The sequence below is a fragment of the Paraburkholderia sp. PGU19 genome, assembly GCF_013426915.1.
GTDB lineage: Bacteria > Pseudomonadota > Gammaproteobacteria > Burkholderiales > Burkholderiaceae > Paraburkholderia.
Genome location: NZ_AP023182.1, coordinates 784,562 through 803,661 on the forward strand (window position 1 = coordinate 784,562; position 19,100 = coordinate 803,661).

At 60.9% G+C, this 19,100-nt stretch carries 16 protein-coding genes and 4 pseudogenes; 8 read left to right on the forward strand and 12 right to left on the reverse strand.

All coding sequences use genetic code 11. The annotated features are described in order from the left end of the window. Positions 1–9 precede the first annotated feature (9 nt). The 7 genes and pseudogenes from H1204_RS43965 to H1204_RS52145 all read right to left on the reverse strand — a co-directional run bounded on the left by H1204_RS43965 (position 10) and on the right by H1204_RS52145 (position 5,893). The gene (locus H1204_RS43965; RefSeq protein WP_180735271.1) at positions 10–936 is read right to left on the reverse strand and encodes a glyoxylate/hydroxypyruvate reductase A; all 927 of its coding nucleotides are present in this window, start codon (positions 934–936) and stop codon (positions 10–12) included. A gap of 57 nt (positions 937–993) precedes the next feature. Beyond that, positions 994–1,797 carry a class II aldolase/adducin family protein gene (locus tag H1204_RS43970; RefSeq protein ID WP_180735273.1) on the reverse strand — a complete coding sequence of 268 codons (804 nt, stop codon included), beginning with the start codon at positions 1,795–1,797 and terminating at the stop codon, positions 994–996. 76 nt (positions 1,798–1,873) lie between these two features. Then, the gene (locus tag H1204_RS43975; RefSeq protein ID WP_180735274.1) at positions 1,874–2,551 is read right to left on the reverse strand and encodes an RraA family protein; all 678 of its coding nucleotides are present in this window, start codon (positions 2,549–2,551) and stop codon (positions 1,874–1,876) included. Continuing rightward, a complete protein-coding gene (locus H1204_RS43980; protein ID WP_180735275.1) occupies positions 2,548–3,900 on the reverse strand; it encodes an MFS transporter in 1,353 nt (450 codons plus the stop codon). Before H1204_RS43980 ends, H1204_RS43975 begins: the two co-directional genes overlap by 4 nt. A 149-nt stretch (positions 3,901–4,049) precedes the next feature. Then, positions 4,050–4,780: pseudogene (locus H1204_RS43985) on the reverse strand (LysR substrate-binding domain-containing protein); the annotation flags it as partial. A 499-nt stretch (positions 4,781–5,279) separates the two neighbouring features. Further along, the gene (locus H1204_RS52140) at positions 5,280–5,459 is read right to left on the reverse strand and encodes an RES family NAD+ phosphorylase (protein WP_243469003.1); all 180 of its coding nucleotides are present in this window, start codon (positions 5,457–5,459) and stop codon (positions 5,280–5,282) included. Next, on the reverse strand, positions 5,456–5,893 hold the full coding sequence (locus H1204_RS52145) for an antitoxin Xre-like helix-turn-helix domain-containing protein (protein ID WP_243469004.1): 438 nt from the start codon (positions 5,891–5,893) through the stop codon (positions 5,456–5,458). Before H1204_RS52145 ends, H1204_RS52140 begins: the two co-directional genes overlap by 4 nt. Before the next feature lie 657 nt (positions 5,894–6,550). On the opposite strand from H1204_RS52145, the gene H1204_RS43995 reads away from it, so the two are divergent. Continuing rightward, a complete protein-coding gene (locus H1204_RS43995) occupies positions 6,551–8,068 on the forward strand; it encodes a sensor domain-containing diguanylate cyclase (RefSeq protein ID WP_180735276.1) in 1,518 nt (505 codons plus the stop codon). Positions 8,069–8,084: 16 nt separating this feature from the next. On the opposite strand, the gene H1204_RS44000 is transcribed toward H1204_RS43995, so the two are convergent. Next, a complete protein-coding gene (locus tag H1204_RS44000; protein WP_180735277.1) occupies positions 8,085–8,366 on the reverse strand; it encodes a hypothetical protein in 282 nt (93 codons plus the stop codon). Positions 8,367–8,695: 329 nt separating this feature from the next. On the opposite strand from H1204_RS44000, the gene H1204_RS44005 reads away from it, so the two are divergent. The 3 genes and pseudogenes from H1204_RS44005 to H1204_RS52150 form a co-directional block, all read left to right on the forward strand. Next, positions 8,696–8,980: a type II toxin-antitoxin system Phd/YefM family antitoxin gene (locus tag H1204_RS44005; RefSeq protein ID WP_042312033.1), complete on the forward strand. Its 285-nt coding sequence runs from the start codon at positions 8,696–8,698 to the stop codon at positions 8,978–8,980. After that, positions 8,980–9,318, forward strand: coding sequence for a type II toxin-antitoxin system RelE/ParE family toxin (locus H1204_RS44010; protein WP_180735278.1), 339 nt, complete (start codon positions 8,980–8,982; stop codon positions 9,316–9,318). Before H1204_RS44005 ends, H1204_RS44010 begins: the two co-directional genes overlap by 1 nt. A 41-nt stretch (positions 9,319–9,359) precedes the next feature. After that, positions 9,360–9,502 (forward strand): annotated as a pseudogene (locus H1204_RS52150) (PDDEXK nuclease domain-containing protein); the annotation flags it as partial. A gap of 278 nt (positions 9,503–9,780) precedes the next feature. Here the strand turns inward: H1204_RS52150 and H1204_RS44015 are convergent. The 4 genes and pseudogenes from H1204_RS44015 to H1204_RS44030 all read right to left on the reverse strand — a co-directional run bounded on the left by H1204_RS44015 (position 9,781) and on the right by H1204_RS44030 (position 13,562). Next, positions 9,781–10,170, reverse strand: coding sequence for a type II toxin-antitoxin system VapC family toxin (locus tag H1204_RS44015; RefSeq protein WP_180735279.1), 390 nt, complete (start codon positions 10,168–10,170; stop codon positions 9,781–9,783). Further along, positions 10,167–10,418: a type II toxin-antitoxin system prevent-host-death family antitoxin gene (locus H1204_RS44020; RefSeq protein ID WP_090839016.1), complete on the reverse strand. Its 252-nt coding sequence runs from the start codon at positions 10,416–10,418 to the stop codon at positions 10,167–10,169. The genes H1204_RS44015 and H1204_RS44020 overlap by 4 nt, the downstream gene beginning before the upstream one ends. Positions 10,419–10,744: 326 nt before the next feature. Further along, positions 10,745–12,183 (reverse strand): annotated as a pseudogene (locus H1204_RS44025) (ISKra4 family transposase); the annotation flags it as partial. Between the two features lie 365 nt (positions 12,184–12,548). After that, complete coding sequence (locus tag H1204_RS44030; protein ID WP_180735280.1) at positions 12,549–13,562, reverse strand: substrate-binding domain-containing protein; 1,014 nt, start codon at positions 13,560–13,562, stop codon at positions 12,549–12,551. Positions 13,563–13,734: 172 nt separating this feature from the next. Here H1204_RS44030 and H1204_RS44035 point away from each other — a divergent pair. The 4 genes and pseudogenes from H1204_RS44035 to H1204_RS44050 all read left to right on the forward strand — a co-directional run bounded on the left by H1204_RS44035 (position 13,735) and on the right by H1204_RS44050 (position 18,971). Continuing rightward, positions 13,735–15,328: pseudogene (locus tag H1204_RS44035) on the forward strand (glycoside hydrolase family 68 protein). Between the two features lie 103 nt (positions 15,329–15,431). Beyond that, positions 15,432–15,698 (forward strand): GntR family transcriptional regulator, encoded by a 267-nt coding sequence (locus H1204_RS44040; RefSeq protein WP_180735282.1) that lies wholly within the window; start codon positions 15,432–15,434, stop codon positions 15,696–15,698. A gap of 14 nt (positions 15,699–15,712) precedes the next feature. Beyond that, positions 15,713–17,326 carry a glycoside hydrolase family 32 protein gene (locus H1204_RS44045; protein ID WP_243469005.1) on the forward strand — a complete coding sequence of 538 codons (1,614 nt, stop codon included), beginning with the start codon at positions 15,713–15,715 and terminating at the stop codon, positions 17,324–17,326. A 139-nt stretch (positions 17,327–17,465) separates the two neighbouring features. Continuing rightward, positions 17,466–18,971 (forward strand): winged helix-turn-helix domain-containing protein, encoded by a 1,506-nt coding sequence (locus H1204_RS44050; RefSeq protein ID WP_243469006.1) that lies wholly within the window; start codon positions 17,466–17,468, stop codon positions 18,969–18,971. Positions 18,972–19,100 lie beyond the last annotated feature (129 nt).

Here is a 19,100-nt window from a genome sequence, read left to right on the forward strand (position 1 = left end):
TGGCCTCGCTCAATATCCACGCGTGATGTCGACCACGTTCTGAAGCGGTTCGCCGTCGAGCAGCCGCTGGACGTTTTGTGCAACCTGCAATCCGATCGTGTCCGAACTCGCGACGGAAGCCATGTGCGGCGTGACGATCAGATTAGGTGTGTTCCATAGCGGATCGTCGCCGGGTAACGGCTCGGCGGGAAACACGTCGACGATGGCGCCGCCCAGCCGGCGGCTGGTGAGTGCGTCGACGAGATCCGGCACGACGAGGTGTTCGCCGCGGCCGACGTGAATCAGCTTCGCGCCGTACGGCAAACGCCGGAACGTGTCCGCACACAGGATGTTGCGCGTTTCATTCGTAAGGGGAAGCAGGCAGACCAGGATGTCCGTGCCAGCGAGAAATGGTTGCAAGCCGGCGTCGCTCTCGAAGATATCAACGCCGGGCAAACGGCGTGGCTGACGCGCCCAGCCTCTGACAGAAAAGCCAGGCCGATGCAGATCGAGCGCGACGCGGCTGCCGATTTCACCTAGCCCCATGATGCCGATCGTGCATTGCGAGGGATGCGTCTGGTCCGGCCGAAACCAGTGTGATCGTCGCTGGTTGGACATGACCAGATCGAGCTGGCGATAAAAATGCAGTACACCCCATGTTACGAACTCGCTCATGCCGCGCGCATGCTGCGGATCGACGACGCGGCACAGCGGTAGCACGGGCAGCGCCGGGTCTGACAGGATGTTGTCGACGCCGGCAGCGATGCTATGAATGAGGCGCAGGTTCTTCATGTTCGCGAGCGCGCCGCGCGGCGGGTCCCAGCACGCGGCGATTTCAGCGTGTGCGGCACGCGGTTCGCCGTGCATGACGACATCGAGTTCAGGCGCGGCGCGTTTGATAGAGGCCACGAGATGCGACATGTCGTAGCTTTGGCTCAGAAGTGCAATGGTGGTCATATTCAGGTAACGCTGCACGGGCTCGGGCAGCAGGCATGAGAACAGGAAGTCGGGCCTTCAGCTTCGATAGTCGTTGTGCGGATCGTCGATGAGACGCAACGCCGCGCGCCAGGCCGTCTCGGTGATTTCAGCGGACTCGTCGCGCATGAACTGGCCAGCCGTCCGCTCGCACACATCGACGGGCGGGATGGTGAGTTTCGCGCCTCCCGACATGGCCTGGATTTGCGCCTGACACGCCCGTTCCAGGAAATAGATTTCATGGAAGGCTTCGGCAGCCGTTGCGCCGCCCGCAATGAGCCCGTGATTGCGCAGGATCATCGCCTTATGCTTGCCGAAGTCGCGCACAAGGCGCTCACGTTCGCCAAGATTGAGCGCGATGCCTTCATAGTCGTGATAGCCGAGCTTTCCATAGAACTTCAGCGCATGCTGGCTGATGGGCAATAGACCGTCCGCCTGCGCCGATACGGCGATGCCCGCTGCCGTATGCGTGTGGACCACGAAATGCAGGTCGTCACGCGCCATATGGATCGCTGAATGGATCGTGAAGCCCGCAGCATTCACGCGAAAGCGCGCGGGGTCGCTCTTTGCGCGCTCATCGATCACATTGCCGAGGTGGTCGATCTTCACGAGATCGGACGCGCGCATTTCGTGAAAGAGCAACCCGTAGCGGTTTATCAGGAACGTTGGTGCGTCGCCGGGTTGACCGGGCAGGCGCGCCGAAATGTGCGTATCGATCATGTCCGTCATGCGGAAATGCGCGATGAGACGATAGAGCGCGGCGAGTTCGACGCGGACGGCCCACTCTTCAGGTAAGAAATCGTGGGTGCTGTCGAGGCAATGGACGTTGTCGAAAGATCGCATTGAAGTGTCTCCGTGGACTTGCGATGAAAGCGGGCTAGTTTTTGCGTGAGAGGTGGGTTCCGTCAATTTCATTGTTCTAATGTTCTTCATTAACGCAGCGAATGCTTGGCGACGCATTGCCCTGTAACACAGTTGCGATGGACTCGCCGGCGTTCAGACGCGCGAGCAATGCAGGCTCGGCGCGATCGGAGGCGAGCGCGGCTTCGATCACGTGGACAAGCGTCGTTTCGTTTGCAAATAACAGGCCGTTGTCGTCGCCCAGCACGAGCATGCCCGGTTCGACGGACACGCCGCCGCATTGAACTGTTGCGCCGAGGCGGCTCACGCCGGTATCTCGGCGCTTCGTCGTCAACACGCTGGTGCCGCGTGCGAACACGGGCAAGCCGATTTGCCGTAGTTCGAGAATGTCCGTCGCGACGCCGTCAACGACCACACCCGCCGCGCCAGCACTGAGCGCGGCCGTGACGGTGACGGCACCCACGGGCGCATGGGTGTGGTTGCCCTTCATGTCGATGACGAGGACATCGCCCGGTGTGAGGTGCGCCAGCGCGCGATTGACGGGCAGCGCGTCGGGACTGCAGAGTTCGAGCGTCACCGCGCGGCCAATCATCCGTTCGTTCGGCACGAGCGCGCGCATGCCGTATTGGGCAAAGCCCTCTTCGAGGAAGTGGCCAAGTGTCGGGAAACTGACCTGACGAAGCTGATGGAGAAGCGTGGGCGAGACACGTTCGATGGTTTGCGCTTCCTGCATCATGCACGCTCCCCAACACGTGCGTGCTGCCGCTGGTTGTTTGCGAGGTCGGTCCTGAGCGTTTCTGTCAGCATCACCAGTGCGATTGCGGAGACAAGCGCAGAGCCGATCATGTACCACGCGACGGACGATCCGCGCCCGGTCGCCGACAGCAGCGCCGTCGTCACGATGGGCGTTGCCGCGCTGCCGAGCAGACCGGACAGCATGTAGCTGACAGAGAGACCGGAGTAGCGGACCTCGGTGCCGAACAGCTCGGCGAGGAACGTCGCAATCGGCCCATAGTTCGCGGCGAAGGCGGTCATCATGAGGACGTAGCCGAGCAGCGCGAATGAGAAGTCGCGCGTGTCGAGCAGCCAGAAAAGGGGAAAAGCGAAGAGCGCCTCGGCAACGATGCCGCCGATGATGACGGGCTTGCGGCCTATCTGGTCGGACAGCTTGCCGAACAACGGCAGCAGCACAATGCACAGTGCGCAGGCGATGAGCGCGATGGACAGCATTGCGTTGCGGCTGAAGCCGAGTGTCTGCGTGCCGTACGTGAGGCCGAAAGCGACGATCAGGTTAAACGACGTCCCGGTCGACATCGTGGCGACGCCGCCCAGTACGACCTGCTTCCAGTGTTTCGTCAGCACGTCGGCAATGGGCATTTTCACCTGAGCCGCCGCGTCCTTGACCTTGCGGAACGTTGGCGTCTCGGAGGTATTCAGGCGGATATACAGGCCGACGCCCACCAGCAACGCGCTGGCGAGAAACGGAACGCGCCATCCCCACGACAGCAGAGATTCGGCGGAAAGCGCTGAGCTGGTGAAGAGAAAGGCGAGGTTGGCGATCAGCGTGCCGGCGGGCACGCCGATCTGCACCCACGAGCCGTAGAGACCGCGTTTGCCGGCGGGCGCGTGCTCGACGGCCATCAGCACGGCGCCGCCCCATTCGCCGCCCAGTGCCAGCCCCTGGATGATGCGCAGCGTCAGCAGCAGGATCGGCGCCCAGATACCGATCGCGGCATAGTTGGGCAGCAGGCCGATGCAGAAGGTCGCGCAACCCATCAACAGAAGCGAGACCAGTAGCATCGATTTGCGGCCGAGACGGTCGCCAAAGTGGCCGAACAACGCGGCGCCGACGATGCGCGCAAGGTACGCGGACGCGAACGTGCCGAACGCGAGCAGCGTGCCGATGAGCGGGACGAAACCCGGAAAGAACACCTTGTTGAACACGAGGGCGGATGCCGTCGCGAACACGAACAGGTCATACCATTCGACCGTCGTGCCGATTACGCTGGCGACGGCGATCTTCTTCATCTCGTTGGGAGCTGCTTCGTCTGCGACGGGCGATACAGCTGGTCGGACCGTACTCATGGTCTTCTCCGGAAAGTGAGGCAATGACTGGGGGGATGCCGCGTGGGGAGCACGGCGTTCCCCGTCTTTATCCGGAGCCAAAAACAATAAGTAAAAGTCTGTTTCCTAATCCAGTGTATTAATGGCGTTGATGATGGCCAGAAGCAGGCCTAACGTGCCGCTGTGCGCGACTGACGCAGGGCCGCGTGAGGAAGATAGGGCGAATTGAAGGTCTCGCGGAAGTAATCGACGAAGACGCGCATGCCGGCCGTGATCTCTCTGTCGCGTGCGTGTGCGATGCCGCCCGCCATTGAAGGGCGGGGTTCGCCAGCGTGATGGTCTCGATGCGTTTGCCCTCGAGCGACCATGGCCGGTACACCATGTCTGACAGGATAGCGACGCCGCTTCCGTTGGCAACCATGCTGCGCACGGCTTCGACGGAAGACGTCTGAAGGATGACGTGCGGCTGATAGTCCGTCTTGCTCCAGTAGCGCATGGCGGTGTCGGCGGCTTCGTCGACGGTCAGCATGATGAAGGGCTCTTTGGCCACGTCGGCAAACGTCACGGAACGCTTTTCAAGCAATGAGTGATTCGACGCGACCCAGAGTCGCCGTGTGGACGCGAAGATGCGCTCGACTGCCAGGCCTGAACTCGCAACGTTGTCGGCAAGCAGGACGGCAATGTCGTATCGGTCTGCGAGCAACCCTTCTTCTATCTCGTCACGTCTCGCTTCATGCAGCCGGATCGATAGCCCGGGATAGAGCGTTGCGATCCGTTGCAGATGGTAGGGCAGAAAGTAACCCAGCAGCGTGTAACTGGCGGCAACCCGCACACTGCTTTCGATCGCGCTTTCGTTGTTCGTTACCCTGAGGGCCTCGTCGACGCCGGCGAGTATGGCAAACTGGTCACAAGCGGGTATTAGGATAACGAAGAGAACAGTCACTCGATTGTCCGCTTGACGGGGGCGGACCAGGCATTGGTGCCACGACAGCCAACGACAACCCGTTGGGCGTGTCCAAGCCAGGGCAACGTGCCCGGATGTCGTGGAAACGAAGGCTTATGTCCGGTAAAACCCGGCGTGGATTATCACCGCTAGAATTTGTGGGCGCCACGCAGGGGAGCACAACGCAGCCAGAAATGAGCGCACGGCCCGTTGCTCGAAGAAACGCACACCTTTGGTGTGCCGGGTCAGTGGTTCCCGGCGAGAGAGGGGAGCATCCAGCAGTTCGGCGCGCAATCCTGACGTGTCAGGAACATGCCATGCACGCATCGCGGCCACATAAAGCAGGCGCGTCCCGTTCCGTCCTCGTCCAGCGTGAGGTGTCCATCGACCATTCCGAAACAAAAATCTCTGACCACCACGCGCTTCCATTCGAGGTCGTCGAGGGCCTCGCACGGCCTTAACCCATTCGCTGATCGTAGGTCCAACGCCGCACTTTCTGCGCATGAATGTCCGCGGCATCCGGATGGGCCGGGTTGATGAGGACGTCCGTCTCCTCAGGGACGATAACGGACGGCACAAGAAGCAGGGCTGTGGCAGCCTGATGGATCCATTTCTCACCTGTATCCAGGCTCGTCATTCCGGGCGGGATTGCGTCCCATCCGAAGGGTGCTGAGATGTTCGTGAAAACCGTCGCGGCCTGCCAGACGCTGTCGCGCCCAGACGAACAAGGTACCGGTTCAGCATACCGATCACCCGTTCGCTCTGCTCCGCGGACAGGCGCGCCTTCCCTTTGGCTTTACGGATGATGGTCGAGCGTGGCAGCCCCAAGGTCACCATCAGGTTGTCCTGCGAGGTTCCCATGTTGCGCGCAAGAACGTACACGTCGTAGGCATCCACGCCGTGCTTGATGAAGCTGATGCGCTCGAGCGGAGGCGCGTGATAGAGGGTGAGGTAATCGTTGATCTTCGTGGGGTGTGATTTGCCAGCCCGCGACGGCGCGGCGGGTTTTGCCGGGACACGAACTGCGGCCTTGCGGGCCCGGCGACGGGCGGTGGTGGCGGGCGCGTTCACGGGTATCTCCAAATGAGACTTTACTGTAGCTCAAATAGACGTGACAAATCTGCCCAGCTGGGTCGCATGCAATCTGGTCATCACCAGTCGCCGATGAGGGTGAAGTCTCGAAGGGCGTATCGGCAAGCACGCCGAAGGGGCTTACCGTTCTGGCCGACCGATCGAATCGTGTCGACCATCTGAAAGTCGTCCTGTGGACGGCCACCTGCACCTGTCGGAACGCGCCTCTTCGGAGCGCGCATCTCCGCAGTTGCCGACGCGACCAGCACAGCACTTCAGGTCAATTTTGCGTTTCCTGGCAGCGTCGCACATCTGGCGAACAGATGCGCCGCGTTCAGGAAAGCATGACATTTGCCGATAGCACGTGGTGTGCCGGTAGAATATCCGGCGCTCTCATGGGCCGGGGAAGTGGGGGACCGCATCTGCGCCGTGCCTTGGGGGCCGGCTGGCCCACTGGGCCTGTTGATGAGCCGTGCCGTGTCATCGCGGATTCACGAACACCTTTCGACTGTTAGGCATCGAGGGAAACGGCCGACGCGACGAGATGGGCAGCAATGGCACCAACCCGGACAGGTGAGGCATGCGTAGCTGGATTGTCCGCAGACGTGAAGAGGCATCGTGCAGACGGTAACAAACAACAGGCGAGGGCGCGCATCGTTGACCGACCAGTTCTGGCGCAGCCGCTCGGCACCGCTGGTGCTGGTCTGCGGCGGCATTGTCATCGCTCTCGTGGTGACGGCACTGTTCGCGGCGGTGCTGTATCAGGGGCGCCTTGATGCAATGGAGCGGGCCCGCGAAACATCGCGCAATCTGGCGCTCATCGCCGAGCGCGATATCGAGCGGAACCTGGAGCTGTACGCGCTCTCGCTGCAGGCCGTTGTCGACGGCGTGCGCGACCCGGAAGTGATGGCGTTGCCACCGCGCCTGCGCGCGCAGGTGCTGTTCGATCGCGCCACGACTGCCCGAGACCTTGGTGCGATCCTGGTGCTGGACGCATCGGGTAACATCATCATCGATTCTGCCAGCGAGGTACCGCGCGCAGGCAATTTCGCCGATCGACGTTATTTCACCGTGCAGCGCGACAATCCCAACGCGGGTCTCTACGTCAGCGATCCGTACGAGTCGCGCCTGCGTGACAGTTCCCCCAGCATCGCCATGACCCGGCGCATTTCCCGGCCGGATGGCTCGTTTGCCGGGATCGCGCTGATTGCGATCAACCTCGACTATTTTCACAGGCTTTTCGCCGGACTCTCTCTCGGGCCGCATGGCGCCATTTCGCTGATCGGCAAAAGCGGCATCATGGTCATGCGTCAGCCGTACGATGCGCGCACGCCCGGGCGCGACATCAGCAAGGCGAGCACGTTTCAGCGCTTCAGAGCCGCGGCGGAAGGCAGTTTCTCCGAGACGGCGTCGATTGACGGCGTGCGCCGCTTCTATTACTTCAGAAATTTTCCCGACCTGCCACTGATCATCATGGTGGCCGAAGCCGAACAGGACATCTACGCGGCGTGGCGGCGACGCGCAATCACCATCGGTTCGCTGATGGCCGCGTTTGCGCTGGGCTTCGTCGGACTTTCATTCCTGCTGGGTGCGCAGCTGCGCCGCCGGATGCGGGCCGAATCGGAACTCGAGCTGCTTGCGAGAACAGACGGACTCACGGGCCTGCACAACCGCCGCACGCTGGGGGAGATCCTTGAGCAGGAGTGGCGTCGGGCGCGCCGCACGCGCAGCATGTTTTCGCTCCTTTTTGTTGATATCGACCGGTTCAAGGCTTACAACGACACGTATGGTCACCAGGCTGGTGACGATGCACTGGCGGCCGTCGCACGCTGCATCCGTGACAATATCCGGCGACCAGCAGACAGCGCGGCGCGGTACGGAGGCGAAGAATTTGTCGTCGTCCTGCCCGATACCGCTCCCGGCGGCGCAAGCCAGATTGCCGAGCAGATCCGCAGCGCGATCAGCGCCCTCGCGATCGAGCATGCGGGCAGTGAATACGGGCGCGTGACGGCGAGCATTGGCGCGGCCAGCTGGTTCCCCGACCAGCAGGGCGACGTCAGTAGCGTGATCCGCGCGGCCGACGAGGCGCTGTACAGCGCCAAGGCCACGGGGCGCAACCGGGTGGGGCAGTTCCTTGGGGCAGGAACGGGTGGAGCGGGCCAACGCCAGCCGTGACCGCCGCGTGCGCACCCTACCGGACAGCAGCCAGTTTTGCCGGTGCCGTCCGGGCCGCGAGAATGCCACGGATGGTCGCCAGGGAGTGTTCGGCGACCGGACTCGACGTTTGTCGGCGCAGCACGGAAAACTCCGGCGTTCTCACACCCAGGCGCCTGCAGACAATGGAGAGATAAGGTTTGCCCGATCCGGCACATTGCGCGACGGCGCTGGCGATCGCGGCATCGCCAACGTGCCTGCGCAGCCATTCGAGCGTTTGCCGGTCCTTCTCGTTGTAGACCCTGACCAGGTGCTCCATTACGCCTCCCGAAATACTGTATATAAACACAGTATTGTGAATTTATACAGATTTTAGGTGGATGGCAAGGACTCGTGGTTGCTTCATCGCGAGCGTGCCACCGGATCGCAAGTACCATAGCGCCCACCCATGCAAAAGAAAGGGCGCTAACGAACGTATGTATTGACTCTTTGTATTCCGTAGCGCGGGTTGTTCCGCTTTTCCTGCCATGGCATCCACGTGGGCATCGCGGGGGCCGTCCATGCGGTGGGTTGCACAGCCGATGGTCGTTGTCGTCGGACCGATAATGGTCTATATTTGGTCCTATCAGACCTGCAATGGAGCACTGGATGCATATCGCCGATCACGTAAAGCCAATCAGCTACCTCAAGAGCGAAGCGGCACAAATCGTCAAAGACCTGACCGATTCGGGAGAGCCGCTCATCATCACGCAGAACGGCGAAGCAAAGCTGGTTGTCCAGGATGTGCGAACGTATGAAGCGACGCAACAGACGATCGCACTCCTGAAGATCCTGGCCATCGGCCAAAAACAGATCGACCGCGCAGACCACATCGACGGCGACGAATTCTTTGCGGAGCTTAACGAGCTCGACCGCCACGAGAAGCTTCGCTAATGCCAGCCCCGCTGTTGAAGTACCGCATCCTGCCGACCGCCCGAATCGCCATCGATGAGTTGAGAAGTTACATTGTTCGCACATTCGCGTGGGAGACATGGAGTCAGACGTCGGCGCAGATTCAGGAAACTATCGCGCACATCCGCCAGTTTCCCGAAAGCGGCCACGTCCCCGCTGAACTTGAAGGCTTCGTCGATGACAGTTTTCGACAAGCCCTTTCTGGCAAGAACCGGATCATCTATCAGGTGCGGGACGATACCATTTACATTCACCTCGTCGTCGACACTCGACGCGATCTGCTGGGCCTTCTCCAAAGAATCGTGCTGCGGCTGTTGTAAGCCACAACGACGTGACGCGGCCGACACGGGAATCAGGAGTCCTTGACCTGAAGGACGAGTATTCCGAAAGCGAGCTCGAAGAGGCACTCATCCACCGCTCGACGATTTTTTTCTTGAGCTGGGCAGCGCCTTCACGTTCGGCGGACGACAGCGAAGGTTGCACGTCGGTGACAGCTGGGTTCGGGGTGCAAACAGAGCCATTACGATAAGGCAGAGGATTTTTAGCGAAGCACAGCCGGCCCGTAAGTCGTGCCAAATGCGGGCGTGGTGCGCCGTCTGCGCTTCGCTAAAAATCCTCTGCCTTAGAGAAAGTTAGTAGGTATCCTTATCAAGAGTGCGGCCATGGAGATGCCCGACAACGTTGGCGCGCCTGGTCATTTTTTAGCAATGTTTTCGATCAGGTGCTGGCCTGCATCACGCGAGACGACAGGACAACCAGGACAGGACGTGACAAATGCACCGCTAGACATAGCGTACTGGCGCGAAGTCGTATCGCTTTATCTGGTCATCGTGGGTCAACAATACGATTCCTTCGGCCATCGCCTGACCAACCAGAAGCCGGTCGAATGGGTCCTTGTGAAGCTGCGGGAGGGCAGCAACTTCGAACGCATGCGGGGCTTCGATGGACAGTTCTTCGTAGCCAGCATCGAGCAGGTTCCTGCGCAGCACGCGCGCATCGACCTGAAAGTCATCACGGCCTAGCGCGCTTTTTATGACGATTTCCCAGATGCTCGCGACGCTGAAGTACAGGGTGTTGTCGGTGTCCTCAATGGCAGCGCGCGCTTCGTTGGGTAAGGCAGGATCATCCGCCGCAGCCCAGACCAGCAGATGCGTGTCGAGTAACAATCTCACTTTGCTTTACCCTCAAACATGTCGCGGATCTCGTCCGCTCCCATGGTGTCGAAGTCTGCGGGTATCTTGATTTGCCCCTTCATGAAACCGATGCGCCGCGGTGGTTTCTCCGCTTCGACATCGATGCGTACGACCTTCACCAGCGGCTTGCCGGCCTTGGCGATGACAAACGGCTCGCCGCCGTTCACGGTTTCCTCGATCAGCCGCGACAGATTAGTCTTGGCATCGTGCATGTTGTAAATCTGCATGGCAGCACCGTATTAACTTAGTTTAATGAACTTAGTTTAATCAAAAATTACGGATGCGGCAACCGTCACGTGGTGCGCAGCTCAGGCGGCCGCCAGCCGCTGGCGCCATAACCCGCATGTCTTTTGGTGACATACTTCACGCGCCAGCCCGACGTGGTGACGGCCGGTTCCCGAGGCGGTCAGGCTTTGAGAGTAAATCTGGGACGATCCTTCCGGCTGCTCGACCAGCGTCGACCGGGCCCAAGCCGGTCGACGTGTCGCTGCAGATCCTGGCCCCACGAAAAGCCGCTTGCCTCGCCCAGATCGCGCGCCAGCTTCACGACCTTGGGAGCGTTAAACACCTTGGGGTTGTAACTGCGATTCCAACCCGAACTGCTCCAGGAACTCGGCAGCTTCGCGCGACAATGGTTCCCTTGGTGGCTCATATCTCGCAAGTCTTTGAACAAGGTCACCGTTGATGACAGCGCATCGGACCTGTGCAAGCAGATGAGCCCCGATCGGAGACCAGCGCATCTGTTGACGCTTGCACATGCGCTGATTGAGTACCTGATTGACTGCAGACTCGGCCGTGGCGGTCGAGATAGGTTTGCCGCGACGGTGTCGTGCGCCGTAGTTCATCGTTGAGCCGCCATTCGCTTCGACGTATTCCACAAGCTCTCGGGTCCGGTAGTCGAGCTGCGACAGACTTTCTACAACGCCCGGCGTTTCAGCCACGATCACCCGACAGAGGAGCAGGATGCCCTGCATCCGGTCTTTCGCCTTCTCTAGCTTCGCGTGCCAGAAGCACCAGCGCAGCTTGTCAACACGGGAGATCAATACACGTTGGGCGGCTTTTTCCGTTTCCGTCCGCGCACGCATGCCCTTGATGATCTGCTCGAGATACCTCACCCTCATTGATATATGGAACCAGTCGAGGACAGGTGTAGAAGAAAACGGTAATCGACAGGCGAATGACTGCAGGCCATTGGCACCGTCGGTGATGACTGACAGTCTCGGTCGATCGCTTCCCGATGTGGTTTTTACAAGGGTGGTGAGCCGCTCCACGATATCCGGTAGCCTGTTTCTCACGAACGCGAATACGCGTGAAGTCTGGTCTTTGGCACTGAGGCGCCCCGTTAGAATCTCAAAGCTCGAACATTCTGATTTGCGTCGCCCGCGAACGAATCCTCCGTCGATGGTCAGGGTCCATTCCGTCTCTTCCTTCGGGGCGCGATCTGCAGTTGGCTGAACCGCTTCTATGCGCTCGCCGACGCGTAGCGCCCTGTTTCGTACGGTCACATGGTTCAATGTCGCCCGCACAGGCAGGAACTCGCGCATCATGGTAACGACCTGCCGATACGGCATCTGTGCCGAAAGCCTGGCCTCAAGCGATAGTAGGTCCGCGGTCGCCCGCTCCGGAACGAATTCGGTCATCGGACTGTACGGATACTCCATATGCAACGGCGTCTCGCACGGACAGCAAACGATCCGGGCACTGGGAAAGGGCACGGTACCGAAGACCGTATCCACCTTCCGGAGCCGCCGATCCTTAAGTTCGAGGAAACGGTGACAACGGGTACAGAAGCGTCGCAGCATGCAGACCTCTTCAGCTTGCGCTGCGACCACAACCTTCTGGAGCCTGTGCAGCAAATCTTTTTCCTTCGGCCAACGACAGCCCAACCTTCTCCGGCTCAAGTTGGCGATAGGGACGTTCGAGCTGACAGATTTCGAACGTATCTGTTTCACCCCAATCAGTGGTGATCTCGACGCGAATTGTGATTTTCATCTCCAACTCCGGCGGCCATGATTGCCGGAATCCTAGGCGCCCTGCGCTGAAACCCCAAGGTTTTTAACGCTCCCGTGTCGTTGCGGCTCGCAGCGCACAACGCATTTGTCAAGACTAAACCTGCTGCACCAAGCGCGCTTCCGACGATGAAATGACGGCGTTGTTCATCAAGCATGGCTCGATCGATTCGAAGGCCGCAGGCATCGGGCCGCCCAGGATGTTCCAGTGTACGCCGCCATTTCGGCTGGGACGGCAGTGCATGCTGATCGCACTGTATCAGAGCAGATGTTTCCTTCGCGTGCGCCATCGGAACCCATGCCTCAGATTACGCTCTCCGGTCAGAATGTCGGGTCCCTAATCTGACGTCAATTTCTCGGGCCGTCCGTATCACCCGTCTCGATGTGGGGTAGCGCAAGCCGGTGCGCACAACGGTCCCGATCCCTGATGGCGTCCAATACGAGTTCGGCTATGGCCTTTCCTGACGCGTGGCCCGTCGGCTGAACAACGGCCGTGACTGTGTACGCATGCGAGACGTCGGGAGGCACGCCGTCGTAAACGATCAGCGAAACATCGCTGCCAAGCCTGCGCCCACTGTCGACGATCGCGTGAAATGCGCCCACGCCTGCGAGGTTGTTGTCCACGAGCACCGCACTCGGCGGTTCGGCGAGGTTCAACAGTGTGGTCGCCGCATCATGGCCGCCTGCACTGTCAAACGAACATTCGATCATCAGTTCAGGCAAGGGAGCAACGCCCGCGTCTTGCAAAGCGCTTACGAAGCCTTCCCGACGCTGGGCCGCAAAATTCATGGCAAGCGGCGCGCTGATCAGGGCAATCCGGCGATGGCCGAAGTCGATTAACCGCTGTGTCGCGGCTCGCGCGCCCGCTTCGTTATCGAAATCAAACCACCAGTAGGGCCGCGCGCTATTGGTTCGGCCGTAAGCGACGAACGGAAAATCCCGCTCCTGGAGGAACGCGATGCGTCTGTCGTCCCGCAGCGTGCGCGCGACGATCAGGCCATCAACCGCCCGGCCTTCCACGAGGCGCCGGTAGGTCTCCAGTTCCGCGCCCGGCCGCGCGGACGCAATGATCAGGTCCATGTCGCGTTCGCCGAGCGCCTCGGTGATACCTGCGACCACCTCACAAAAGCGCGGATCGCCCAGATCGCTGGCACCGAACGGATACACGATGCCGATCGCATCGGCGCGGCCTGTCGCCAGTTTGCGCGCGGTCGGATCGGCCTGGTAGCCGAGCGCCCGCGCGGCCTCGATCACTCGCGTTCGGGTTGCTTGGCTCACGTCGTCATAGCCGTTCAGTGCCCGGCTGACGGTCGTCCTTGACAGACCCAGGGCGCTTGCCAGCGCCTTCAGATTCGTTTTCATCCTTCCACCTCTCGGTCCCGCCCCGTCACGCCTCATCACACTCATGTGTCCGGATGATGAGAAACCTGCTCATCATACCGTTATTTGATCGGGTTTTGACTTCCAAACCGGTTTGAACTAGTATCCAAACCGGTTTGGAAAGTTTTCGAAACACATTCATAGGATGCTCCAAATGTACGCTGGCCACGACTCGCGAATCACCCGGATCACCCCGCGCTTGCGCGCGCGCCTGCTGTCGGGCGCGTTGCTGTCGGCTGTTGCGCTACCCGCGCTGGCTCAGACTGCGACACCAGGCTTTCCAGCGCCGACGCCGCATTCGCAGCAGGCATACGACCCCGAGAGCAGTTTCACGATGCGCTGGACGCGCGCTGACATCCGTCAGATCAAGGCGCAGTCGCACGCCGCGTCGGCGACTGACAAGAACTCGCTGCCACTTTCGCTGACCATGCCGGACATCCCTCAGGATTTTCCGCTGATCAACCCGAACGTCTGGGTGTGGGACACGTGGCCGCTCGCCGACATGCGCGCGAACCAGCTGGCGTACAAGGGCTGGGAGGTGATCTTCTCTCTGACGGCCGACCCGCATGCCGGCTACACCTTCGACGACCGTCACGTTCACGCGCGCATCGGCTTCTTCTACCGCCGCGCGGGCGTTCCCGCATCGCGGCGGCCCGCGAACGGCGGCTGGACCTGGGGCGGTCATCTATTCCCGGACGGCGCGAGCGTCAAGGTATTCGGCACGTCGCCGATGACCGATAACGCCGAATGGTCGGGCTCGGCGCGTCTCACGCATGGCGACAACGTCAGCCTCTACTACACCGCGACGTCGTTCAACCGGTCAGCCCCGGCGGCGCCGACATTACACCGCCGCAGGCGATCATCACGCGCGCCGACGGTCACATCCACGCCGACGACAGTCACGTGTGGTTCTCAGGCTTCGATGATCACGAGGCATTGCTCAAGCCGGACGGCACCTACTATCAGACCGGGAGCAGAACACCTACTTCTCATACCGCGATCCGTTCGTGTTCACCGATCCCGCACATCCCGGCAAGACCTACATGGTATTCGAAGGCAACACGGGCGGCCCGCGCGGCGCGCGCACCTGCACGGAAGCTGACCTCGGCTACGCGCCGAACGATCCGCAACGGGAAGACCTGAACGCCGTTATGAACTCGGGCGCGGTGTATCAAAAGGCCAACGTCGGTCTCGCGATCGCGACGAATCCGCAACTGACCGAATGGAAGTTCCTCCCACCGATCCTGTCGGCGAACTGCGTCGATGACCAAACCGAGCGCCCGCAGATTTACCTGAAGGACGGCAAGTACTACCTGTTCACGATTAGCCATCGCACAACGATGGCGGCGGGCGTCGACGGACCAGACGGCGTCTACGGCTTCGTTGGCAACGGCATCCGCAGCGACTTCTTGCCGCTGAACGGCGGCAGTGGCCTCGTACTTGGCAACCCGACCGATTTTTCCGCGCCGGCCGGTGCGCCGTACGCGCAAGACCCGAACCAGAACCCCCGCGAGTTCCAGTCGTACTCGCACTACGTGATGCCGGGTGGTCTCGTCGAGTCGTTTATCGATGCAATCGGCTCGCGGCGCGGCGGCACGCTTGCGCCGACCGTCAAGATCAACATCAACGGTGACACGACGGTCGTGGACCGGACGTATGGCAAGGGCGGCCTCGGCGGCTACGGCGACATTCCCGCAAACCAGTCGGCGCCGGGCAATGGCAACGGGCAGGGCGGCAACAGCCAGTAAGCCTGCTCGTGAGGCTTGCGGCCGCCGCTTGCTGCAAGCCTCGACTGTCCCGATCTGCTCGCGCCGCCGATGTGCGTGCGCGGTCGCTCTATGTGGTGCCGCTATGAAGTTCTGGATTCCCGAATTGACCACCCGCAAGCGTCCCGTGTATCTGGAGGTGGTCCACGAAATCGAAGCCGCGATTGACGCGGGCACGTTGCGACCTGGCGACGCGTTGCCACCACAACGTCTGCTCGCCGATTTTCTTGGTCTGCACGTCAATACGGTCAACCGGGCGTTGCGCGAGACCGCGCGCCGCGGCCTGACTGCTGGCAACCGCCGGCACGGCACGGTCGTAAGTGGACCTTCCGGACCGGAACGCCTTCCTTGATAAGACGACATTTGATGCACGACTCGCAACACCGATTCTTCTTCAGCTCGCGCGTGCTGTCGGCGTGGCTCTTTGCCGCGCTGGCCGCCGTCACCGCATGCGTGCCGTCCTCTTCGTGCCTTGCGGAGAGCACGGCCGATACGCCGCAATGGCGCTCCGCGCTTCACTACACGCCGCAACGCAACTGGATGAACGATCCCAACGGCCTCGTCTACTACAAGGGCTTGTATCACCTGTTCTATCAGTACAACCCCCATGGGAACTTCTGGGGCGACATGTCATGGGGCCACGCAACTAGCCGCGACCTGATTCATTGGGATGAACATGCCGTCGCTCTGCGCGCAAACCAGACCGAGGAGATCTTCTCCGGTTCAATCGTCGTCGATGCCCGCAACACGTCCGGGCTCGGAACGGCAAAGACGCCGCCGCTTATCGCGCTTTATACCAGTGTCTACAAGGCGGGCTCCGGGCATGAAGCCGGCGTTCAGGCGCAGTCGATTGCATACAGCACCGATGACGGCGTGACCTGGCATCAGTACGTGCATAACCCGGTATTGTCGCTAAGTCCCGAGTCAAAGCAGTTCCGTGATCCGAAGGTGTCGTGGTTCGCGCCTGGCGGCTACTGGCTGATGGCGACCGTTGTCGCCGATGCGCATGTCGTCAAGTTCTACCGGTCCGACAATCTGATCGACTGGACGTTTCTGAGCGACTTCACGCTGCCCGATGTGCCGCATCGGAGCGCGCTGTGGGAAATGCCTGATCTGTTTGCGCTGCCGCTCGACGGCGATCCGTCCCGACGGAAGTGGGTGATGATTGTCAACGTGAACCCGTGGTCGATCGCGGGCGGATCGGGCGCAATGTATTTTGTCGGGCAGTTCGACGGTACACGCTTCGTTGCAGACGGTGTCCCGCCCGCCGGCTCCGATCTCTCGCGGTATCAATGGCTCGATCATGGCGCGGACTACTATGCGGCAGGGACGTTCTCGAATGTGCCGTCAGGCAGGGCCGTGACCATTGGCTGGATGAGCAACTGGGACTACGCGAGCCATGTGCCGACCGCGCCGTGGAAGGGCGCGATGGCATTGCCACGCGAACTCGTGCTGAAGACGATCGATGGCAGGCCGCAACTGACGTCCGTGCCCCCGTCATCGTATGTGACGATGATGAAGCAGTTCCCCGCAACACGCATCGACGCGTTAGACGTGTCGTCGGCCACGCGCGACCTTGCGCCGTCGGGGCGCGGCGTGCAGAACATCGAGCTGACCATCCGGCCCGGCACGGCGCAGCGCGCCGGTCTTATCGTACGTGCGTCGGCGAGCGGCGACGTGGGCACGCGAATCTTCTACGACGCGCGTGCCCAGACCTTGACCGTGGACCGGTCGCGATCGGGCAACACATGGTTTTCGGGCGCGTTCAGTAAGGCGCACATTGTCAATCTGCCGTTGCACGACGGCACGCTTCATCTGCAGGTGGTGATCGACCGCAATTCGGTCGAAGTGTTTGCAGATCACGGTCGCACGGTCATGACGGACCTGATCTTCCCGGCAACCGGCGACGATCGTGTCCGCGTCTTTGCGGAAGGCGGCGACGCCACATTCAGTGATGTCGTAATAACGAATATGGATTGACGCTCAGCATCAGCTAAGTACGCGGTACATGCAGCGTTCCGGACGATAAGGAGTTCACCGTGGCCCGGGCCATTGACAGCACAGTAATTTTGAAAAAATGACGTGTACGCCGTCGTCGCCACTATCTGACGGTCCAAAGTTGCATCGAGCGCCGTCATCGTGTAATTCACGACCGGAAAGCTACTGGAGCATATCCTCTCGCTATAAGTTGCCAGGCATGATCAAGATTGGTTCACTCGACATTTCGCTTGAGCATCGTCAAGTGCTGTTAGACGGGCAACCTGTACGTTTGGGCAGCCGCGCATTCGACATACTGGTGTTATTGATCGCCGCCGACGGAAAGCTTGTGTCGAGAGACGAAATCATGCGCCATGTGTGGCCCAACACAGTGGTTGAAGAGAACAATCTGCAGGTGCACATCCATGCAATACGACGCGCGTTTGGCGCGGAGCGCGAAAGAATCCGTACGGAACCGGGACGTGGCTATCGTTTGATTCTCGTGGCGAACAGGCAGAATCACCCCATTCAAGGCGGGAGAGAGGGGGCGGTAAATCCGGACGCGCTACCCGTAGCACATCAACGGTTGCCAGCCGGGGTGCCGTCCCTGATCGGACGAGACGACGCACTGACGGAAATCGCCAGATTGCTGTGCGATTCACAATGCCTGACGCTTATCGGTGTCGGGGGTATCGGCAAGACTCGTCTTGCAATCGAGGTCGCCCACAGAGTACAGGGTGATTTTAGCGATGGCGTAGTGTTCGTGCCATTTGCCTCAATTGACGACAGCCAGTCGGCTTTTGACGCGTTCGCACGAGCGACGGGCACGAGGCTGTCGCCAGGGTCGGAAGCGCTCGCGCAAGTCGGCCGGGAATGGAGCGGCCGCGAAGCGCTCATCGTGCTCGATAACTGCGAGCAGGTGCTCGATGTTGCCGCAGCAATAACGGAGGTCCTGATCAACGCGGGGAGCGGGATGCGTGTGCTTGCAACAAGCCTCGAGGCGATGCGGGTGCGGGACGAAATTACCTATACCGTGCCTCCGCTTGCGCTACCAACCGACGACGAAATCACCGTCGTCTGGCATTCGGAAGCTGTGCAGTTCTTCGTCGCGTGCGCGCGTGCGCTTGGGGCGAATTTTCCTTCCGACGAGCACAGCATTCGACTCGTAGGCGAGGTCTGCAGACGGCTCGACGGCATTCCGCTTGCACTTGAACTCGCGGCGATGCGGGCATCGGTGCTTGGGATCGGCGGGCTGGCCGCGAATCTGGATGACCGATTCGGCGTTCTGACGGGCGGGCGGCGCTCTGCACCGCCCCGTCACCAGACACTCAAGGCGACGCTTGACTGGAGCTACCGCCTGCTTGATGACGTCGAACGCAAGGTGTTGCGATGGTTGGGCATGTTCGTCAGCAGCTTCACGTTAGAAACAGCGTGCCTGTTGGTTGAGGGGGCGGGTGTTTCGCGCACACAGGCATTCGAGGCGATCAGCGGGCTCGTGTCCAGATCGCTACTGAGCGTCGACCCGGAAGGTCCGAGGCACAGATATCGCATGCTGGAGACGACGCGCGCATATGCGCTTCAACAGCTCGACGATAGTGGCGAACGTGCAACGGCAGCGTCGACCCATGCAGTGCTGGTCGAAGATTAGTGCGTCGGCGCCTACCTCGGCGGCCCGATCGAATCGATTCGGCTTGGTGCCTGGGGGAAGAGGAAGCTTCGTAAGCGGATAGTCATGGTATGGCTTCGTTTCGAACGATGGCGAGCGGACGGTAGAACG

What these genes read in the sequence shown, in the direction of transcription:
- H1204_RS44000 (WP_180735277.1), bottom strand. Translation starts at nt 8,366, where the DNA reads ATGGAGCACCTGGTCAGGGTCTACAACGAGAAGGACCGGCAAACGCTC.
- H1204_RS44010 (WP_180735278.1), top strand. Translation starts at nt 8,980, where the DNA reads ATGCCAGCCCCGCTGTTGAAGTACCGCATCCTGCCGACCGCCCGAATC.
- H1204_RS43970 (WP_180735273.1), bottom strand. Translation starts at nt 1,797, where the DNA reads ATGCGATCTTTCGACAACGTCCATTGCCTCGACAGCACCCACGATTTC.
- H1204_RS44005 (WP_042312033.1), top strand. Translation starts at nt 8,696, where the DNA reads ATGCATATCGCCGATCACGTAAAGCCAATCAGCTACCTCAAGAGCGAA.
- H1204_RS52140 (WP_243469003.1), bottom strand. Translation starts at nt 5,459, where the DNA reads ATGACGAGCCTGGATACAGGTGAGAAATGGATCCATCAGGCTGCCACA.
- H1204_RS43965 (WP_180735271.1), bottom strand. Translation starts at nt 936, where the DNA reads ATGACCACCATTGCACTTCTGAGCCAAAGCTACGACATGTCGCATCTC.
- H1204_RS43975 (WP_180735274.1), bottom strand. Translation starts at nt 2,551, where the DNA reads ATGATGCAGGAAGCGCAAACCATCGAACGTGTCTCGCCCACGCTTCTC.
- H1204_RS44045 (WP_243469005.1), top strand. Translation starts at nt 15,713, where the DNA reads ATGCACGACTCGCAACACCGATTCTTCTTCAGCTCGCGCGTGCTGTCG.
- H1204_RS43980 (WP_180735275.1), bottom strand. Translation starts at nt 3,900, where the DNA reads ATGAGTACGGTCCGACCAGCTGTATCGCCCGTCGCAGACGAAGCAGCT.
- H1204_RS44020 (WP_090839016.1), bottom strand. Translation starts at nt 10,418, where the DNA reads ATGCAGATTTACAACATGCACGATGCCAAGACTAATCTGTCGCGGCTG.
- H1204_RS44040 (WP_180735282.1), top strand. Translation starts at nt 15,432, where the DNA reads ATGAAGTTCTGGATTCCCGAATTGACCACCCGCAAGCGTCCCGTGTAT.
- H1204_RS44030 (WP_180735280.1), bottom strand. Translation starts at nt 13,562, where the DNA reads ATGAAAACGAATCTGAAGGCGCTGGCAAGCGCCCTGGGTCTGTCAAGG.